Origin of the sequence: Flavobacterium sp. (genome assembly GCF_032153895.1) — a bacterium.
Classification (GTDB): domain Bacteria; phylum Bacteroidota; class Bacteroidia; order Flavobacteriales; family Flavobacteriaceae; genus Flavobacterium.
On the sequence record NZ_JALDYN010000012.1, the window covers coordinates 22,883 to 43,543 of the forward strand.

The 20,661-nt window shown below is 37.4% G+C and carries 18 protein-coding genes and 1 pseudogene; 11 read left to right on the forward strand and 8 right to left on the reverse strand.

Going from position 1 to position 20,661, the window contains the following annotated elements:
* The first annotated feature begins 8 nt into the window (after positions 1–8).
* The 5 genes from RUH60_RS06240 to RUH60_RS06260 all read left to right on the forward strand — a co-directional run bounded on the left by RUH60_RS06240 (position 9) and on the right by RUH60_RS06260 (position 3,070).
* Entirely contained in the window at positions 9–725 is a 717-nt protein-coding gene (locus RUH60_RS06240) for a pirin family protein (RefSeq protein ID WP_313806580.1), read from the forward strand.
* Between the two features lie 97 nt (positions 726–822).
* Positions 823–1,353, forward strand: coding sequence for a YceI family protein (locus RUH60_RS06245; RefSeq protein ID WP_313806501.1), 531 nt, complete (start codon positions 823–825; stop codon positions 1,351–1,353).
* A 223-nt stretch (positions 1,354–1,576) separates the two neighbouring features.
* Positions 1,577–2,446, forward strand: a complete 870-nt coding sequence (gene fabD / locus RUH60_RS06250) for an ACP S-malonyltransferase (protein ID WP_313806502.1) — start codon at positions 1,577–1,579, stop codon at positions 2,444–2,446.
* A gap of 11 nt (positions 2,447–2,457) precedes the next feature.
* Positions 2,458–2,709, forward strand: coding sequence for a hypothetical protein (locus tag RUH60_RS06255; protein WP_313806504.1), 252 nt, complete (start codon positions 2,458–2,460; stop codon positions 2,707–2,709).
* A 109-nt stretch (positions 2,710–2,818) separates the two neighbouring features.
* A complete protein-coding gene (locus tag RUH60_RS06260; protein WP_313806505.1) occupies positions 2,819–3,070 on the forward strand; it encodes a hypothetical protein in 252 nt (83 codons plus the stop codon).
* Between the two features lie 68 nt (positions 3,071–3,138).
* On the opposite strand, the gene galE is transcribed toward RUH60_RS06260, so the two are convergent.
* Positions 3,139–4,152, reverse strand: coding sequence for a UDP-glucose 4-epimerase GalE (gene galE, locus RUH60_RS06265; protein WP_313806507.1), 1,014 nt, complete (start codon positions 4,150–4,152; stop codon positions 3,139–3,141).
* A gap of 42 nt (positions 4,153–4,194) precedes the next feature.
* Positions 4,195–5,325 (reverse strand): annotated as a pseudogene (locus tag RUH60_RS06270) (DegT/DnrJ/EryC1/StrS family aminotransferase).
* Positions 5,326–5,425: 100 nt separating this feature from the next.
* Here RUH60_RS06270 and RUH60_RS06275 point away from each other — a divergent pair.
* The 4 genes from RUH60_RS06275 (at position 5,426) to RUH60_RS06290 (ending at position 11,072) form a co-directional block, all read left to right on the forward strand.
* On the forward strand, positions 5,426–6,658 hold the full coding sequence (locus RUH60_RS06275; RefSeq protein ID WP_313806509.1) for a 3-deoxy-D-manno-octulosonic acid transferase: 1,233 nt from the start codon (positions 5,426–5,428) through the stop codon (positions 6,656–6,658).
* 55 nt (positions 6,659–6,713) lie between these two features.
* Positions 6,714–8,465 (forward strand): DUF4153 domain-containing protein, encoded by a 1,752-nt coding sequence (locus RUH60_RS06280; RefSeq protein WP_313806511.1) that lies wholly within the window; start codon positions 6,714–6,716, stop codon positions 8,463–8,465.
* Positions 8,466–8,501: 36 nt separating this feature from the next.
* Entirely contained in the window at positions 8,502–10,670 is a 2,169-nt protein-coding gene (locus tag RUH60_RS06285; RefSeq protein WP_313806513.1) for a S46 family peptidase, read from the forward strand.
* Between the two features lie 183 nt (positions 10,671–10,853).
* On the forward strand, positions 10,854–11,072 hold the full coding sequence (locus RUH60_RS06290; protein ID WP_313806515.1) for a hypothetical protein: 219 nt from the start codon (positions 10,854–10,856) through the stop codon (positions 11,070–11,072).
* A gap of 50 nt (positions 11,073–11,122) precedes the next feature.
* Here RUH60_RS06290 and RUH60_RS06295 read toward each other — a convergent pair whose 3' ends face one another.
* Together RUH60_RS06295 and RUH60_RS06300 are read right to left on the reverse strand one after the other, a co-directional pair.
* Entirely contained in the window at positions 11,123–11,266 is a 144-nt protein-coding gene (locus tag RUH60_RS06295; RefSeq protein WP_313806517.1) for a hypothetical protein, read from the reverse strand.
* Positions 11,267–11,274: 8 nt separating this feature from the next.
* The gene (locus RUH60_RS06300; protein ID WP_313806519.1) at positions 11,275–12,798 is read right to left on the reverse strand and encodes a GH3 auxin-responsive promoter family protein; all 1,524 of its coding nucleotides are present in this window, start codon (positions 12,796–12,798) and stop codon (positions 11,275–11,277) included.
* A gap of 90 nt (positions 12,799–12,888) precedes the next feature.
* Between RUH60_RS06300 and RUH60_RS06305 the strand changes: the two genes are divergently transcribed.
* Positions 12,889–13,686 (forward strand): DUF2797 domain-containing protein, encoded by a 798-nt coding sequence (locus RUH60_RS06305; RefSeq protein ID WP_313806521.1) that lies wholly within the window; start codon positions 12,889–12,891, stop codon positions 13,684–13,686.
* 29 nt (positions 13,687–13,715) lie between these two features.
* Here RUH60_RS06305 and RUH60_RS06310 read toward each other — a convergent pair whose 3' ends face one another.
* Both RUH60_RS06310 and sppA read right to left on the reverse strand, forming a co-directional pair.
* Entirely contained in the window at positions 13,716–16,358 is a 2,643-nt protein-coding gene (locus RUH60_RS06310; protein WP_313806523.1) for an AsmA-like C-terminal region-containing protein, read from the reverse strand.
* A 98-nt stretch (positions 16,359–16,456) separates the two neighbouring features.
* Positions 16,457–18,223: a signal peptide peptidase SppA gene (sppA, locus tag RUH60_RS06315; RefSeq protein WP_313806525.1), complete on the reverse strand. Its 1,767-nt coding sequence runs from the start codon at positions 18,221–18,223 to the stop codon at positions 16,457–16,459.
* A 135-nt stretch (positions 18,224–18,358) separates the two neighbouring features.
* On the opposite strand from sppA, the gene folK reads away from it, so the two are divergent.
* Entirely contained in the window at positions 18,359–19,486 is a 1,128-nt protein-coding gene (folK, locus tag RUH60_RS06320; protein WP_313806526.1) for a 2-amino-4-hydroxy-6-hydroxymethyldihydropteridine diphosphokinase, read from the forward strand.
* Positions 19,487–19,488: 2 nt separating this feature from the next.
* Here folK and RUH60_RS06325 read toward each other — a convergent pair whose 3' ends face one another.
* Together RUH60_RS06325 and RUH60_RS06330 are read right to left on the reverse strand one after the other, a co-directional pair.
* The gene (locus tag RUH60_RS06325) at positions 19,489–20,019 is read right to left on the reverse strand and encodes an RNA methyltransferase (RefSeq protein ID WP_313806528.1); all 531 of its coding nucleotides are present in this window, start codon (positions 20,017–20,019) and stop codon (positions 19,489–19,491) included.
* A 70-nt stretch (positions 20,020–20,089) separates the two neighbouring features.
* Positions 20,090–20,596 (reverse strand): DUF1573 domain-containing protein, encoded by a 507-nt coding sequence (locus RUH60_RS06330; RefSeq protein ID WP_313806530.1) that lies wholly within the window; start codon positions 20,594–20,596, stop codon positions 20,090–20,092.
* Positions 20,597–20,661 lie beyond the last annotated feature (65 nt).

Below are 20,661 nucleotides of genomic sequence, written 5' to 3' on the forward strand. Positions count from 1 at the left end.
CAAAGATTATGGAAAATGTAGTTTTACATAAAGCCGATTCGCGTGGCAATGCGAATCATGGTTGGTTACAAAGTTTTCACACGTTTAGTTTCGCCAATTATTACAATCCGGAGCGCATGAATTTCGGAGTGCTTCGCGTACTGAACGACGACACGGTTTCGGCTGGAATGGGTTTTGGTAAACATCCGCACCAGAACATGGAAATCATTAGCATTCCTTTAGAAGGCGATTTGGAACATCAGGACAGCATGGGCAACAAAACCGTCATTAAAAACGGGGATATACAAGTGATGAGCGCCGGAACCGGAGTGCAACACAGCGAATACAATAAAAATGAAGACAAGGCTGTAAAATTTCTTCAGATTTGGGTGATCCCGAACAAACAGAGCGTGGCTCCACGCTACGACCAGATTACTTTAAATCCGGAAGAACGACATAACAGATTACAACAGATTCTTTCACCAAATGCAGATGATGCCGGAGTTTGGATTCATCAAGATGCCTGGTTTCATTTAGGAAAATTTGACAAAGATTTCACAACAGATTACAACTTCAAAAAACAAGGCAACGGCTTATATGTTTTCGTTGTGAATGGCGATGTAACTGTAAACGGACAAGTTCTGAACAAAAGAGACGGATTTGGTATTTGGAATACCGATAAAATTTCCATCAAAGCAGATTCGGAAGCAGAAGTTTTACTGATGGAAGTTCCGATGCAATTCTAAAATTAAATTTCTTAATCTAGGTTAAGCACCTGAACAACAACCCTAACCTAACTTTGTTTTATCAAATTTCAACAATTAAAATTTAAAAAATACAATTATGGCAACAACAAAATGGGCAATTGACCCAACACATTCGACAGTAGGTTTTAAAATCAAACACATGATGTTTACCAACGTAGCCGGAAAATTTGAAAACTACCAGGCAAACATTATTACTGAAGATGATGATTTCACGAAAGCAACTATTGATTTTTCAGCCGATATCAATTCGATTGACACTAGAAATACTGACCGCGATAACCATTTAAAAAGCGCCGATTTCTTTGATGTGGAAAACCATCCGAAGATGACTTTTAAAGCTTCTTCTTTTTCAAAAATTGATGACGAAAACTACGAAATCGCAGGAGATTTGAGCATGCACGGCGTAACGAAATTCGTAAAACTTCCGGCAGAATTCAGCGGATTGATGACGGATCCTTGGGGAAATACCAAAGCCGGCTTAAACATTTCCGGAAAAGTAAACCGTAAAGATTGGGGCTTAAACTGGAACTCGGCTTTAGAAACCGGTGGCGTTTTGGTAAGTGAAGATGTAAAACTCGACATCGAATTACAATTGATTAAACAATAAATAGCTTTTCATAATAATAGTTTTTGGTTGATGATGAAACCCGTGGCTTTGTAATGAAGTTCCGGGTTTCTTTCTTTACCGACACAAAAGACAATACCTCTCCAGCCCCGATGGAAGCGGCACCTTGTAAAGCGAACAGCGGGAACGACCACTCCAAAAAAGCCTGAATGTTGGCGCTCCAAAAAAATTAGTATTTTTGTTATTCAAACTAAACAAAATTTAAATGAAAGCATACGTTTTCCCGGGTCAGGGCGCGCAATTTACCGGAATGGGTAAAGAGTTATACGAAACATCGGCTGTAGCAAAAGAATTGTTCGAAAAAGCCAACGATATATTAGGGTTCCGAATCACAGACATCATGTTTGAAGGAACTGCTGAAGAATTAAAAGAAACCAAAGTAACGCAACCAGCTGTGTTTTTACACTCGGTGATTTTAGCCAAAACATTAAACATTAAACCTGATATGGTTGCCGGTCACTCATTAGGCGAATTTTCGGCTTTGGTGGCTAACGGGACTTTGTCTTTTGAAGACGCTTTGAAATTAGTTTCCAAACGTGCTATGGCGATGCAAAAGGCTTGTGAAATTACGCCTTCCACTATGGCTGCGGTTTTAAATTTAGACGATAAAGTTGTAGAAGACATTTGCGCTTCGATTGAGGGCGTTGTCGTGGCTGCAAATTATAACTGCCCAGGACAATTAGTAATTTCAGGAGAATTAAAAGCGGTTGAGGAAGCTTGCGAAAAAATGAAAGAAGCCGGAGCAAAACGTGCTTTGATTTTACCGGTTGGTGGTGCTTTCCACTCGCCAATGATGGAGCCGGCACGCGAAGAATTAGCGGCTGCTATCGAAGCAACAACATTTAACACACCAAGTTGTCCGGTATATCAGAATGTAACAGCAAGTGCGGTTTCTGATCCTGCGGAAATCAAGAAAAATCTAATCATCCAATTGACCGCTCCGGTAAAATGGACGCAATCCGTACAGCAAATGATTGCTGATGGCGCCACAAGTTTTACAGAAGTTGGACCAGGAAAAGTATTGGTTGGTTTGGTGAACAAAATCAATAAAGAAGTAGAAACGATTTCGGCTTAAAACCTGTATTTATGAAAAACCTATTAGTTGTTGCTGTAATACTAACATTGGCTTCCTGTCAGAAAGAAACCCGTGAAAAAGTAAACGAAGCTCGCAAAGCCGTTGGCACTGAAATGAAACAAGGATTGGATTCTGTAAAAAAGAAAGCCGGAAAAGTAATTGACACGGCCAAAGTAAAACAGCAGGTTAAAACCGTAATCGCAAAAAGTGCCGAGACCGTTGAAAAAGGAGCTAAAAAAGTAAAAGAGAAAGCTAATAATTAACTTTAACAAAATAATTTTTCAATTTTTTCACACTGACGTTAAGTATTTTTAAAAAAAAACTATAATTTTATGTCAATTAAAACAATTATTAATTCTTAAAATTTAAAAAATGAAAAAAACACTTTTAGCGTTAGCTTTCGTAGGAGCATTAATGGTTTCTTGTAAAGAAAAAACAGAAGATAAAGTTGAAGATGCAGTAGAAGCTGTAGGTACAGAAATGACTGAAGCTGTAGATTCAACGGCTGCTGCTGCCGGAGAGGCTGTAGACTCTGCTGCTGCTAAAGTAGAAGATGCTGCTGCTGCTGGTGCTGCTAAAGTAGAAGCTGCTGCTAAAGAAGTAAAAGAAGAGGTTAAACACTAAGACCAACGCTTTTTACAAAACAAAAAGTCCTTACTTCGTAAGGACTTTTTTATTGACTTAAACAGAAATTAGTTTCTTATTTTTTGTTCCCATTTCCAGGCGCTGGCCAAGGCTTCTTCTAAAGTTGATTTTGCCTTCCAGCCTAAAACAGTATTGGCTTTATCTGTGTTGGCGTAAGCTACTGTAATATCGCCTTCACGTCTTCCTACAATTTTATAAGGTAATTTTTGACCACTTACTTTTTCAAAAGCAGTAATTACTTCTAATACTGAACTTCCGGTTCCGGTTCCTACATTGAAGGTTTCTACTTTTTGTTGATTTTTGTTGTCAATCAGTCGTTGTAGCGCCACTACATGGGCTTTCGCTAAATCAACTACATGGATATAATCGCGAATGGCAGTTCCGTCTGGTGTTGGATAATCATCTCCGAAAACTGACAAAGATTCCCGCAATCCAGCTCCAGTTTGCGTAATAAAAGGCACTAGATTTTGTGGAACCCCAATCGGCAATTCGCCAATTTCCGCAGATGGATGTGCTCCAATCGGATTGAAATAACGCAGAAGAATCGCATTAATATTGGTTACTTTGGCTACGTCTGTAATAATCTCCTCTCCAATTTGCTTGGTATTTCCATATGGAGAAGCTGCTGGCTGTACTGATGCATCTTCGGTTATCGGCATTTTTTCGGCTTGTCCGTAAACTGTACAAGAAGAACTAAAAATAAAATTTCCAATCTTATTTTGAACTAATTCCTGAAGAATATAAACCAACGTATTTATATTATTTTCATAGTACAACAACGGTTTTTCTACGCTTTCACCAACTGCTTTACTCGCAGCAAAATGAATCACTCCTTTTATATCAGAATGCTTTGTAAAAAAATCCTTAACCTGACTTTTCTCTCTTAAATCAAGTTTTTCAAACACAGGTGTTTTTCCAGTAATTCTCGAAATACCCTCTAAAACTTCTATGGAAGAATTAGACAAATCATCTACAATTACAACATCAAACCCTTGGTTTTGCAATTCAACAACAGTATGAGAACCAATAAAACCTAAACCACCTGTCACTAAAACCTTCATTTTTTTATCCTTTTAGAATCTAAAACTAATTTTAAAAATCGATTACTTAAAAAATTCAAGCACAGAATCGGTGATGTATGCAATTTGTTCGTCGTCTAACTCCGTATGCATCGCTAAAGAAATCACTTCATTTACCAACTGATTGGTTACCGGAAAATCTTCTTCTTTGTAACGAGCATCCAAATACGCTTTTTGACTGTGCAATGGAATCGGATAATAAATCGCACAAGGTACACCTTTATTTTGCAGATGTTCCATTAATGCATTACGATCTGCATCTACAATTCGTAATGTATATTGATGAAACACGTGATCATCACCATTTAAATCAAAAGCCGGTGTAATAATGTTTTTATGATTCGCAAAAGCAGCATTGTATTTAGCAGCAGCTGCTCTTCTGGCTGTATTGTAATCGTTCAACAACGGTAACTTTGCATTCAAAACAGCAGCCTGGACACTGTCCAGTCTAGAGTTCACTCCTACCACATCGTGATGATAACGTACATACATTCCGTGATTTACAATTCCTCTTAACGTGTGTGCCAAAGCATCATCATTGGTGAAAATCGCTCCACCATCTCCATAACAACCTAAGTTTTTAGAAGGAAAGAAAGATGTTGAAGCTACGTGTCCAATCGCTCCTACTTTCTGCTTCGTTCCGTTTCCGAAAGTATAATTAGCTCCAATAGCCTGCGCGTTGTCTTAAATTACAAACAAATTATGTTCTGAAGCCAATTGCATAATCGCTTCCATATTTGCTGCACGTCCGAACAAATGCACCGGAACAATCGCTTTGGTTTTTGGAGTAATCGCTTTTTTAATCGCTTCAATGGAAATGTTCATCGTATCAGCGTCAACATCTACTAAAACCGGCGTTAATTGCAACAAAGCAATCACTTCAACAGTTGCGGCAAAAGTAAAATCGGCTGTGATTACTTCGTCGCCAGGTTGCAATCCTAAGCCCATCATCGCAATTTGTAATGCATCAGTACCATTGGCGCAAGGAATTACGTGTTTCACGCCCAAATAATCCTCTAAAGATTTCTGAAACAGATGAACCTGAGGTCCGTTAATATAGGTTGTAGTATCTAAAACTTCCTGAATCGAAGCGTTTACAGTGTCTTTTATTTTATCGTATTGACTTTTTAAGTCAACCATTTGTAGTTTTTTCATCTGAAAAATTTTTTTGAAAACAAGCAAAAATACGAATTAAAGTAGAATGATTTATGGATAACGAAAAGAAACCGTATTTTAGCACAACAAAAGAAAAAGTATGTTTTTTTGCTATAATGTATTGGTTCATATTGTCGGTTTTCTGTTGAATATCGTAGCCTTATTCAGCCCGAAAATCAAGTTGTTTGTAGAAGGAAGAAAAACCGTTTTCAAAACACTTTCCGATAAAATTTCAGCTTCCGACAAAACGATTTGGTTCCACGCCGCTTCTTTGGGCGAATACGAACAAGGGCTTCCGGTGATGGAAGAAATCAAACATCAATTTCCGGATCATAAAATCATTGTGACGTTTTTCTCGCCATCGGGTTATGAGGTTCGGAAAAACAATACGGTAGCCGATGCAACGGTTTATCTTCCGTTGGACACCAAAAGCAATGCTCAGCAATTTTTAAAATTAGCGCATCCGGATTTAGTCTTTTTCATCAAATACGAATATTGGCCCAATTATCTGAACGAACTCAAAAAACAAAACATCAAAACCTATCTGATTTCAGGAATTTTCAGAGAAAAGCAAAGTTTTTTCAAATGGTACGGCGGCTTTTACCGCAACGCTCTGAAAACCTTTGACTACTTTTTTGTACAGAATGATTCTTCCAAAAAATTATTACAAAGCATCGGATTTAATAATGTAAAAGTTTCGGGCGATACACGTTTTGACCGAGTTGCAACTATTTTGGAACGCAACAACACCTTAGCCTTTATCGAAGAATTTAAAAACAATACAACCACAATCGTAATCGGAAGTTCGTGGCCGAAAGACGAAGAAATTCTCATCAACTACATCAATCAATCGGCTGATGTGAAATTCATTATCGCGCCGCACAATATTAAATCGGAACAGATTCAAAATTTGAAAGCACAACTCAACAAAAAAACAGTTTTGTTTTCAGAAAAAGAAACTAAAAATCTAGCTGAATTTGACGTTTTTATCATCGACACCATCGGAATCCTAACCAAAATCTACAGTTATGCCGACATAGCTTACGTTGGCGGTGGTTTCGGAAATCCGGGCGTTCACAATATTTTGGAACCCGCAACTTTCGGTGTTCCCATTGTAATCGGTCCGAATTATTCACATTTTGCTGAAGCAACCGCATTAGTCAATATGGAAGGCTGTCTTTCTATAAAAAATCAATCGGAACTGAATCAGGCTTTTGATTTGTTATTGCAAAATGAAGACGAGCGTTTCGAAAAAGGGCATATCTGCTCGACTTTTGTACAGATGAATAAAGGTGCGACGAAAATCATACTTTCTCATATTGGCAATAAATAATACTAATTCTGAAAACAGTATCTTGCATAAAATTTAGAGCTAAACACCACACATTATGAATGAAAAGATAGCATTAATTCTTAAAAAAATTCAAAACCTTTTTGTTTGGTATCCGCTAGTTTTATTAATGTCTTTTGGATTAGCTAGCGTGATAATTTATGCTATTGAAAACAACTTAAAGAAAGATCCTGGTTTTTTCTGTTTAAAAATCGGTTTTATTTTTGGTTTGGGAATTTCGCTAATGTTCGCGCTAAAAATGCTTTCCCAAAGAATAAAAAAAGGCTATTTATTCGAAATTTTAGGCTTACTTATTCTCTTTGGTTACTATTTTATTTTCCCGGAAAAAGAAGAAGATTTTACAGAAGTTTATGCTTTTATACTTGTTCCGACGTTCATTCTCAGCCATTTATTAGTGGCTTTCGTTCCTTATTTAAAAAAGGAAAATTCCGAGAAAAGCTTCTGGCAATACAATAAAAACTTATTCGTAAATTTTGTACTGACTTTAATATTCACAGGTGTATTAGTTGGCGGTGTTGAACTTGCCATTGTGTCCGTTGAAAACCTTTTCAATTTAGATTTTAACAGTGAAACCTATGCCGAAGTATTCTTCTCGCTTTCGATAATCGGAAGTGCTATAATCTTTTTATTATTCAATGAAACAGGGCTTGAGTATTTAGAAAAAGACGGAAGCTATCCGATTGTTTTAAAGTTTTTTACGCAATTTATCCTGATTCCGCTTTTACTGATTTATGCAGTAATCTTGTATTTTTATTCTGGAAAAATACTTATCAACTGGGAATTACCAAGAGGCTGGGTTTCCTATCTGGTTTTGGCGTATTCCATCGTCGGGATTTTAGCCTTGCTTTTGGTTCATCCGTTAAAAGAAGAAAAGGCGAAATCGTGGGTAAAAATGTTCAGCAAAATATTTTACTACACCTTAATTCCGCTTATAATTCTACTCTTCATTGCAATTTTTACACGAGTACTGGAATATGGTTATACCGAACCAAGGTATTTCGTTTTACTCTTAGCATTATGGCTAACTACTGTAGTTTTTTACTTTATTTTCAAACGAAATGCTACTATTAAATTTATTCCGATATCACTTTTTCTATTCGGTTTATTCGCGCTGACATTTCCGTATTTCAATACGTTTTCCTTATCCAAAAGAAGTCAGAAAAACGAGCTTGAAAAAATCTTAACCGAAAACCAATTGTTAGTTAATGGTAAAATCGATTTCAACAAAGAAGTTGTCGATACTGTAAAAACAGAAATTGAAAACAAATTCAAATATCTGAACGATCGTCATGAAGAAAATTTCCTAGTTAACTTTATGAGTAAAAAACCAAAATCAACAGAAAACAAGTATTGGTTTTACGATCATTTTAAAAATATCAGATACACGACAACCAATGATTATGATCCAAACAATCGAGTAATCCGACTTCGCAACACTGCTGATTATTTTGATATTAGTGGTTATCAGTACATCATCAACAAAGAAAACTACGAAACCAATATCGATAAGCAATTTGGTGAAGACAATTTCAAAATAGAAAACAGCGGTGGTAAAAACCCTAGTTACCAATTGACTATTAATAGCAAAACAATAGAATTATTTCCAAAAATTAAAGAACTTTGCAAAAACAAGCAAGCATCGGAAAATGAACAAGAAACAACCGATTTATTTATCGAAACAGATTGGGAAGGTTATCACATAAAAATCATCTTCGAATCCATTCAGCGATTCCCGAAAGACGAAACCTATTACATCCAAGATGCTGTTTATCTAATTAAAAAGAATTAAAAAAATTATCCAAATATTAAATCTCAATATACCATTATGAAGTTTTTAAGACTGCTTATTATTTTATTCGTTCTACCAACCTTTGCGCAACAAGGTGGTATGTGGATTCCTTCGTTATTAAAAGGAATGAACGAAACCGAAATGAAAAATTTAGGAATGAAAATTTCTGCGGATGACATTTATTCCGTGAATCATTCTAGTTTAAAAGATGCCGTTCCGCATTTTGATGGTGGTTGTACCGCAGAAGTTATTTCTTCCAAAGGCTTAATTTTAACCAATCACCACTGTGGTTATGACAACATTCAGAGTCATTCTTCCGTAGAACACGATTATCTGACGGATGGTTTCTGGGCTATGAAAATGGAAGACGAATTACCGAACAAAGATTTATTCGTAACCTTCATCGTTCGTATTGAAGACGTAACCAATAAAGTTTTAGAAGGTGTTGTGAATTTACCTTCCGAAGCGGAAAAGCAGAAAAAGATTCAGGACAACATTTCGATGCTGAACAAAACCTTACCAAAAGAATCTTTTCAGGAAAACAGCATCCGTACTTTTTATGACGGAAACCAATACATTTTATTTGTTACAGAAACGTTCCGTGATATTCGTTTGGTTGGTGCGCCGCCAAGTTCTATCGGAAAATTTGGTTCCGATACAGACAACTGGGTTTGGCCGCGTCATACCGGAGATTTCTCTTTGTTTCGCATTTATGCGGATAAAAACAACAAACCAGCGGCTTATTCGAAAGACAATGTGCCTTATACTCCGAAGCATTTCTTCCCGGTTTCTATCAAAGGTATTCAGGAAAATGATTTTACTATGGTAATGGGTTATCCTGGAAGAACTCAGGAATACTTGCCTTCATACGCTGTAGAGCAAATCGTAAATTCAATTGACCCGGCGAGAATTGAAGTGCGTGACCACGCTTTGAAAGTTCAGGACGGTTTTATGCGTAAAGACAATGCGATTAAAATTCAATACGCTTCTAAATATGCATCAGTTGCTAACTACTGGAAAAAATGGATTGGCGAAGTAAAAGGATTGAAAAAATCGAATGCAGTTGCCATCAAGCAAAAATTTGAAAAAGATCTAACCGATAAAATCAACAAAGCCGGCAAACAGGCTGAATACGGAAATTTACTTTCCGATTTCAAAACCAACTACGAAGCTATTGCGCCTTATGCTTTAGCCAGAGAATACTATTCTGAAGTTGTTTTGCGTAATACCGAAATTTTAAGTTTCGCGTATCGTTTGTACCAATTGGAACAAGTTTACAATTCAAAAGGCGAACAAGCTTTTAACGACAGAAAAAATAATTTAATTGCTGGATTTGAAGGTTTATACAAAGATTTCAACGCGAATGTCGATGAAAAAGTCTTCGAACAATTAATCGACTTGTATGCGAACAAATCGCCGAAACAGTTTTTACCGTCAACATTGAACAATATCAATCCGTCACAATTATCAGCTGATGTTTTCAAAAATTCAAAATTGACCAGCTACAATGGATTGAAAGACTTATTAAACGGTGACGCAAAATCTGTTCTTGAAAAATTAAACCAAGACAAAGCCTTTGCTTTGGTAAAATCTATTGCCGATGCTTACAACACCAATGTAGCTCCGAAATACGATGAAATGAATCTGAAAAACATCGCATTGCAACGCACTTATATGAAAGCAATTATGGAATTGAGTCCGAAATCGGCTCGTATTTTCCCAGATGCGAACAGCACACTTCGTGTAACTTACGGAAAAGTAAAAGGGTACAACCCTAGTGATGCAGTTACTTATTCACCGATTACTTATTTAGATGGTGTTATTGAGAAATATATTCCTGGCGATTACGAGTTTGACGTTCCACAGAAATTAATCGATTTGTACAACACGAAAGATTACGGACAATATGCGGCTAAAAACGGAAAAATGCCTGTAGCTTTCATCGCGACAAATCATACTACTGGAGGAAATTCAGGAAGTCCTGCTTTGGATGCCAACGGAAACTTAATTGGTTTGAATTTTGACCGTGTTTGGGAAGGAACCATGAGTGACATTCACTACGATCCGGCGATTTGCAGAAATATTATGGTAGATATTCGTTATGTTTTGTTCGTAATTGACAAATATGCTGGCGCGAAACACTTGGTAGACGAAATGAAACTGGTAAAATCGACTTCTAAAACCATTAAAAAGAAGAAAAAATAATCGTTTAAGTATCAATTATTTACACCGTTCAAAGTCAGAAAAACCAGCAAAACCAATACTTATTGATTTGCTCTAGAAAAAAATTTGATTGAAAACAAAAAAATAATTGATGAAATATTACAACGTATTAAAAAATTTATATCTTTGCTCCGAATTAATAATTAACCTTTATAATTTAGTAAGATGAAAAAAGTTGTTTTAAGCTTGGCATTAGTTGCTACTATGGCAGTTGTTTCTTGTAAAGAAAACAAAGCTGAAGAGGCTGTAACTGAAACTACAGAAGCTGTTGAGGCTACTACTGAGGCTGCTGCTGAAGTTGTTGACTCTGCTGCTGCAACTGTTGACTCTGCTGCTGCTGCTGCTCCTGCTGCTCCAGCTGCTGAAGCTCCAGCTGCTCACTAGTATTTAATACAAGTCAGAAAAAATAAGTCCCGATTGAATCGGGACTTTTTTTATACTATACTTTTTGAATTCTTTTTCTCTAAAGGTTTTTCTTTTACGGAATTATCACATCTTCCGGGACCGCAACCTAATCTTTTTGGCCCACAAGAAACTGACAACCCGACCAAAACCAGTACTACAACTATTCTTTTCATAATTTAATTTATAACGTTGCCGGCTGCATTGCCTTCAATTGTTCCAAATAATCCCGTTGATTGGACAAACGCGGAATTTTATGCTGTCCTCCTAATTTATCCTGTTCTTTCAACCAATCGTAAAACAGATTTTCACGAGCTACATTCAACACCAAAGGATTTAACGTCATATTGTTATAACGTTTTGCTTCGTAATCAGAATTTAAACCTTGCAGCGCTTCATCTAACGTTCTTCTAAAATCTTCTTGATTTTCGGGTTGTTTACGGAATTCTATCATCCATTCGTGGGCGCCTTTTTCTTTTCCTTCCATGAAAATCGGAGCGACAGTATAATCAATTACCTCAGCTCCGGTTAATTTACAGGCTTTCGCAATCGCAGAATCGGTGTTTTCCACCATCAATTCCTCACCAAAAACATTGATATGATGTTTGGTTCTTCCGGTAACACGAACACGGTGTGGATTCAGCGAGGTGAAACGAATCGTATCGCCAATTAAATAACGCCACAAACCGGAATTGGTTGTAATGACCACTGCGTAATTTTTCCCCAATTCTACTTCAGACAAACGAACTACGCGTTGATTTAATGTCCCGAAAGTATCCATCGGGATGAATTCGTAAAAAATTCCATAATCAAGCATCAACAACAAATCGCTGGAATTGTTCAAATCCTGAATCGCAAAAAAGCCTTCGGAGGCGTTATAAATTTCGTAATATTTAAAATCCGATTTTGGCAACAATTTTTTGTATTGCTCGCGATATGGTTCAAATGCTACTCCTCCATGAAAATACACTTCCAAATTTGGCCAAATATCCAACAAACTTTCTTTTCCGGTTTCTTCCAACATGCGGTTCATCAGCACCAACATCCACGAAGGCACACCCGCAAAACTGGTTACATTCTCATTTCGGGTTTCCTGAATAATGGCCTTCAACTTGGTTTCCCATTCACTCATCAACGACACTTTATTGCTTGGCGTACTACTGAATTCCGCCCAAAAAGGCATATTCCCGATCAAGATGGCAGACAAATCCCCAAAAAAAGTATTATTATCTTCGTACAATTGTTTGCTTCCACCTAAACGCAGACTCTTACCGGTAAACAGTTGTGATTCTTCATTATTATTCAAATACAGACACAACAAATCTTTACTGGCTTTGTAATGACAATCCTCCAGAGCTTCCGCACTCACGGGAATGAACTTGCTTTTGGCGTTTGTCGTTCCGCTGGATTTGGCAAACCATTTAATCGGTGTATTCCAAAAAACATTCTGCTCGCCTTTGCGCGTGAGTTCAATCATCGGTTCCAATTCTTCGTAAGTAGAAATCGGTACACGTTCGGAAAATGTTCTGTAACTTTTAATCGATGAGAATTCATGCTTCTTACCAACTACTGTATTTTCAGCAGTTCGCAAAAGCGTAAAAAGCAATTCTTCCTGAACTTCGTTCGGGTATTTCAGAAACAACTCCATTTGGTGGATTCGTTTTTTCAGAATCCAGGAAGCAATCGAATTTATTATCGTTAACGGCATTTTCGTACTAGAATTATGAATTGTAATTTAGGAATTATACCTTTACAATGTTACCAAAAATAACAAAATTCACTTTTAATTCCTATACCAATGACTTACGAAGGTGTCCTGACTAAAATGGAAACTGAATTTGCTAACCCGATTCAATATTATCTGGTTTTTGAAAACAGCTTTCTGAACCTTAACCAACTCTTAAACAAGGAAATGGAAATTACTTTTCAGGGCTACCAATGTTTAAACTGCGGGAAAAAGAAAAAAATATTCCGACAAGGATTTTGTTACGATTGCTTCATGAGCAGTGCTTCGGCAGGCGATTGGATTATGAAACCCGAATTGAGCACCGCACATTTAGACATCGAAGATCGCGATTTGGAGTATGAAAAACGAGTGCAATTGCAACCCCACATTGTGTATCTAGCCTTGTCCAGCGAAGTTAAAGTTGGTGTAACCCGTAAAACTCAGGTTCCGACCCGATGGATTGACCAAGGTGCTATTCAAGCTGTCCCGATAGTCGAAGTGCCGAACCGCTATTTGGCCGGAATCACCGAAGTGGCTTTGAAAAACCATTTTGCCGATAAAACCAATTGGCAAAAAATGCTGAAAAATGAAATTCCTGAGGTTGATTTGGTAGGTGAACGCAACAATCTCGGCAACTTACTACCGCAAGAAGTTCAACAATATTATCCAGCACAACCGGAGAAAACTTATGATTTAACTTATCCGGTTTTAGAGTATCCGAAAAAAGTAAGCAGTTTAAATTTAGACAAGACTCCTAACTTCATCGGAAAACTAACTGGCGTAAAAGGCCAATACCTCATCTTTGAAGACGGAACGGTTTTCAACGTCCGTACTTTCGAAGGTTATGTGGTAAAAATCAATTTATCATAAAAAAAGACCCGTTTGGGTCTTTTCTATTTTTATGGTGTTTGTGTTTTAGGCTCTTCTTTTTTCTTCTTGCCAAACAAATCTTTTATAGCATTCGTAGCCGTATTCTTGATGGCGTCTTTTGGCTTCGGAGGTGTTGCAGTTTTTGTAGTATCTGTGGTTGCTCCTTGTGTTGCAGTATTTGATTTTGGTCCGCCAAACAATCCACCTAAAGCCGAAGTTCCCTGATTCAGCAACTTGTCTTTCTGATACTTAATCAATTGTGTTGTAACATTCGTTACCGCCTGTTTCATATCAGTTGACACTTTAGGACTTCTGAAATTTCCAGTCATGGTAGCATTTACAGGAACATTATCTAATTTTCCTTGCTCTGCCGGAGTTAATTTCGCTAACAACTTGCTTACATCTGGTCCTAAATATTTTGCAGGAACATCAAATTTCAGGTTGTAATTCATCGATTGGTCAAAACCGTGTGTTCCTCCGATAGTTACCTTCACATCCTGATATTTTAAGTCGATTGGTTTTAAATTCACACGACCGTTATCGAAAGACAAAGCCGCTTTTACATCATTCAAATTTAATTTGCTAACATCTAAAAACTTCACATTGGATGTTAAAGCTGATAGCATTTGCGAATTTTGAGCATTAACCTTCGTGGTCAACAACTGTCCCAGTAAATTTCCGGATATCGTTTTCAAATCCGGTGTCATTTCCATCGCATCCAAATTTCCGGACAGATTAATTGTCGAATTCAGTTTTCCTTCCAAAACGCCCGCAATCGGCGCGATAGATTTCAACATATCTAATTGGGTAAACGATTGCGCAATATCGACTTTGTCCAAACCTAAATTCATTTTAAAGGTTGGCGTTTTTCCTTTAGTAGAAACCACTCCGTCTAAGCCAATTCTTCCGTTAAAAATACTGGTTTTCATATCCTGAAGCGTTACCGCCTGATCGCGAATAATCATTTTTCCGGAAACATCTCTTAAAGTCAAATTATCGTAAACCACCGTATTTGCTTTAGCCGTTACAGCACAGTCCAAGAAGGCTGGGATTTTAACAGCTTCTTTTTTAGCGGTTCCTTCTTTTGAATCCGATGCTGTTGTAGGAGCCATGAAATCAGAGACTAAAAACTGATTCGAACTCATGTTGAAGTTGGCTTTCAGAATCTGGTTTTTGAACACAAATCCGTAGAAATTATCCAATGTTCCGGTAGCGTGAATGTCTGATTTTCCGGTTTTCATATCCAACTGGTTCAAACGAATCTGATTCGGGTTAAACGCCACAACTGCCTGAGAAATTTGCACCGGTTTTGCCATTTCAGGACCCGTATAATTGAATCCGGTTAATGACATCGTTCCGGAATTCTGAATATTTTGATACTGACTGGTTTCCACCGATTTCATATCGAATTGCGTCTTCACGTCGGCTTTCAAAATCCCCGAAAGTGGTTTGTCCAGTTTTACCGGATAGGCTTTGGTTACGTTGGCCAAGTTAATCACCCCTTTCAATTCGGCAGCTACGTTCGCATTTTCTGCTATGTTTTTGATGTTGGCTTTCGCGTTGAACACATCTTGGTCAATTCGGAACGATAATTTATCTAAATTCACATACGTATCGTTCATCAAACCGGTTTCATTGATGATTTTTGTATCAATCACAATATTTTGTACCGCTTTTGGTAAATCCGGATATTGGAACGACGCGTTGTTAGAAGCTAAAGTCAAGTTGAATTTCGGAATGGTCGTATCGGTCAACTCGCCTTTTACGGTTCCATCGACTTTAAATTCACCTGTGGTTTTTACATCTTTCAGATTCCCCGCATACGCTTCAGGAATTAGACCTAAGAAGTTTTTGAAATCGGAAGTTGGGGTTTTGAATTTCAAATCGTACAGCTGGCCTTTTTCCAACATCTGGATGAATCCGGTAAACTCCAACGGCAACTGATTGATTAATGCTTTATTGTCTTTGAATTCGTATTTCTGATTTTTCAAATCAATTCCTAAAACAGCATCCAAATTCAAGGCTACATTTTTCATGTAGTTCATCTTGTCCATATCCAACGATAATTTGGCTGATGTTTTGGTGTCCAAATCCAATTTCTCAGCCGCAAAATTTCCGCTTCCTTCGTGGTTCAATTCATCAATAACCATGCGCAGATTCGACTTTTGATCGATATAACGGAAACGTAAATTCTCCACCGAATACTTCTGAATATTCATCGCAAACGGTTTGCTTTCCGAAGAGGATTCTTCTGGCTTATCCTCTTTAAGCGCGATGTCGAAATTCCCGACGCCGTCTTTGTTGAAGATGATATTCACCACACCGTCTTTGGATGAAAACCCTTCAATGTTCATCGGCTCTCCTTCGCTTTTGAAAAGTTCTTTTACCGACATCTTCAGATTCACTTCTCCGGCATACAATAACGTATCACCTTCAAACGGTGCCTTGTTGATGATGCTCAGTTTGTCTATCGTTACACTCGCGTTGGGGAAGTTTTTAAACATACTTACGCCAACATCTTCAAACACTACTTTAGCATCTACGTTTTCATTGATAGTTTTGGCTACCAATTCTTTGATTTTATCTTTAAACAAAAACGGAGCCGCCGCTAAAGCAACAATAACAACCAACAAAGAGATTCCGGTTATCTTTAAAATTTTCTTGATTTTCATATGGACTATTTATCTTACGAATTTACTACAAAAAGTAAACCAACTTACTTAACAAAACGTAAATAAGTTGGTTTCAAAATACAATTATTTGTTAAATCTTATCGAATCGTCAGCACATACGGCATAACTACCTGATTTCCGCGACGTTGGTTTACGGCACGAATTTGTTCGATTACCTGATAATTTTCTTCACCGATTTGTTCTTTGATTAAAGCTTCCTTGCTTTGGAACATAGAAATTCCGCCAAATTTGCTTAACAATTCTTCAAAAGTAGTTTCGTATTCCGGATAGTTTTTTACGCGATATTCTTTCACTTTTCCTAAGGTTGCCGCGTGTTTAATAGCTGCATCCAATCCGCCTAATTTATCGACCAAACCTAATTTCAAAGCATCGTTTCCAGTCCACACGCGACCTTGCGCCACTGAATCTACTTGAGCTGTTGTCATTTTACGACCATCGGCTACACGTTTTAGAAAAATGCTGTAAATATTTTCAATACTTTCGGTTACATAGCCTTTGAAATTATCATCAATTGGTTCAAAAACACTATATCCGACAGCATTCTGATGGGTTTTCACTTGTTCTGCATTAACCCCGATTTTATTAGCCAACGGACTGAAATTCGGCAACGCACCAAAAACTCCGATGGAACCTGTAATGGTATTCGGTTCCGCAAAAATGGTATTGGCATTACACGAAATATAATAACCTCCCGAAGCAGCTACATTCCCCATGGAAACCACGACCGGTTTTACTTTTTTGGTCAATTCGATTTCTCTCCAGATTAATTCGGATGTTAAAGCACTTCCGCCTGGTGAATCGACACGAAGCACAATCGCTTTAACATTTTCGTCGTTTCTGGCTTTTTCTAAGGCGCGACGCATGGAACCTTCTCCGATATAAGAAACATCACCTTCTCCGGATTTGATTTCTCCTTGCGCGTAAACCACCGCAATTTTATTTTTCTCAGACAAACCTTTGCCTTCTTTAGCTACATTTTTAGCATAATCCAGAATACTTACTTTGTTGTATTCTTCATCCTTTTCAACTTCCAATGCTTTACGGATGGCGTTGTGGTATTCGTCTTCATAGGCAATTTTGTCAATCAAATGTTTCGCTTTAGCCAATTCCGGTGTTCTAGCTCCTAAAGTATTGGCGATGGAATTTAAACTGTCAACAGAAATTTTTCGGCTTTGTGAAATGTCTGAAACTACTGTATTCCAAATAGAGTTTAACAGAACGGTCATTTGCTCGCGATTGGCCGGACTCATTTGGTTTTCTAGGAAAGGCTCTACAGCACTTTTGTATTTTCCGTGACGAATCACTTCCATTTTTACCCCGGATTTTTCCTGAAAATCTTTGAAAAATAATACTTCAGCCGAAAGTCCTTTGAAATCTAGTTCACCAACCGGATTTAAGTAAATCGTATCGGCTACAGAATTTAAATAGTATTCTTTTTGCGAAAACGCATTAGCATACGACACTACAAATTTTCCGGTTTTTTTGAATTCCTCTAATTTGCGACGAATGGCTTTGCTTTGTGCTAAACCTAACATCGATTCGTTATTCAGAATGGAAATCCCTTCGATTTTATCATCGGTTTTGGCAGCTTCGATAGCATTCAATACATCAGAAACTCCGTCGTGATTGGCTTCAAAATAGTCAAAATCGGTAAACTTGAACTGGCCTCCGTAATCTTGGGTTACATCCTTCAAATCCAATTCGATAACCGATTTGTCTTTTACGCGAACTTTGTCGCCGTCACCACCAAACAAAACGCCAATTAGTAAAAATCCGAAGAAAAAAATCATCAGAAACACAAAAATTCCCACTATTGTGGCCAAAACATTCCCTAAAAATCTCATTGTGTATAGTATTTTAAATATTAGTAGCAAAATGTTAAAATTGTTACAGCTGGCTACTTGAAATCTGACTCAGAATTTATCAACAATGCCGTAAAATTGCCTGAAATCTAAATTTCTTTTACGTAATTTGCCACTATGTACCATCAGCACCAAGTTGTTTTATCGTTAGGCAGTAATCAGGGAAACCGTTTGGAAACACTCCAAAACGCTATAGTATTGCTTCACAAGAAAGTGGGTACTGTTATCCGTACATCAAAGATTTATGAAACGCCTTCCTGGGGTTTTGAAAGTGACGCTTTTTTAAATTGCTCCGTATTACTTCACACAAAATCGGAAGCTGCAGCAATTCTGAATCAGATTTTAGACATTGAAAAAGAATTGGGCAGAAACCGTTCGGAACAACAAGGCTATCAGGCCAGAACGATTGACATTGACATTGTAGCGTTTGATGAAGCAATTATTTCCGAAGCTAATCTTCAGATTCCACATCCGCAAATGGAAAATCGTTTGTTTGTATTGTTACCTTTTGCCGATTTACAAACCGATTGGACGCATCCGAAGTTACAGAAAACCGTTACCGAATTAATTACCGAAACCACCGACACCAGCAAATGCGTTGCAGTTGAACAATTTCCTTCACTGGTTGATAATTTTAATCTTCAGCAGTACAATTATATTGCAATCGAGGGAAATATTGGCGCCGGAAAAACCACATTGGCTTCAAAAATTTCCGAAGATTTCAATGCCAAATTGGTTTTGGAACGTTTTGCAGACAATCCGTTTTTACCAAAATTTTACAAAGACCAAAGCCGATATGCGTTTCCATTAGAAATGTCTTTTTTAGCGGATCGCTACCAACAACTTTCGGATGATTTGTCGCAATTTGATTTGTTTAAAGATTTTGTGGTTGCCGATTATCACATTTTCAAATCGCTGATTTTTGCAAAAGTGACGTTAGCGGAAGACGAATTTCGTTTGTACAAAACCATGTTCGACATCATTTATAAAGAGATGCCGAAACCCGATTTATACATTTATTTATACCAAAATACAGAACGTTTGTTGCAACAAATCAAACAACGCGGACGTTCGTACGAGCAGGAAATTCCGGCGGAATATTTAGAAAAAATCAATCAGGGTTATTTGGATTACATCAAAACGCAAACCGATTTGAATGTGCTAATTATTGATGTTTCCAACATGGATTTTGTAAATCGACAGGAAGATTACATTGCGATTTTAGACAGAATCAGTAAAGCGTAAGTTTATTGGTTTAGTTTCTGAAACAAGTCCCAAACCACAATTCCGGCACTTACTGAAATATTTAAAGAATGTTTAGTTCCCAACTGCGGAATTTCAATCACGCCATCACTGGCACTCACTACTTGTTGTGAAACTCCTTTAACCTCGTTTCCGAAAACTAAGGCATACTTTTGATTTGCAACAATCTGAAAATCATTCAGCATAACCGAATTCTGAACTTGCTCAACGGAGAAAATCTGAACTGCTTCGGCTTTTAGCTTCTGAACTACTTCCATTACATCTTTTGCGTATTCCCAAACCACGGTTTCGGTTGCACCTAAAGCTGTTTTGTGAATTTCTTTATTAGGCGGCGTGGCAGTGATTCCGCACAAATAAATCTTTTCAATCAAAAAAGCATCGGCCGTACGAAACACAGAACCAATATTGTGCAGGCTTCGAATGTCGTCCAACACAATGATGATTGGTGTTTTATCGGCTTGCTTGAATTCCTCAATATTTTTACGTTCCAGTTCGCTGTTGGCCAGTTTTCTCATAATAGTGCAATAAAAAAGCCTTCAAAAGTAATCATTTCGAAGGCTTTTCCATTCAATTTTGAATTAAAAATTAACTCTTTACTTCCTGAGCTTTTACAGTTTCAACTTTCGGAGCTGCAGCTTTCACATCTCCTTTAATGGTTAAAACTTTCGGAGTTTCAGAAGCATTGGTAGTTAATGTCACTTGTTTACTGAATACACCAGTTCTGTGTGTATCGTATTTCACACCGATAACTGCTTTTGCACCTGGAGCAATTGGCTCTTTAGGAAAAGTTGGCACAGTACATCCGCATGACCCAACCGCGTTCATGATGATTAACGGTTTGTTTCCGTTGTTCGTTAATACGAATTCTCTTTTTCCGTCTGCATCTTGATCGATAGTTCCGTAATCGATAGTTTCATTTTCAAAAACCATTCCTACTCCATCGACAGTTGGTAATTTTGCTTTTTTAGATTTTTTAGCTTTCTTCGATTTCTTAACCTCAGTTTTTACTTTAGTAGTTGAAGCAATTTCCTGAGCTTGAGTAGCTACAGTTCCTAAAATAAAGAAAGCGCCTAATAGTAATATTTTTTTCATAATGTATTGTATTTAAACATTTAGAAGAACAAATCTATTAAAAAAGAGTTGCTACACAATAAAAC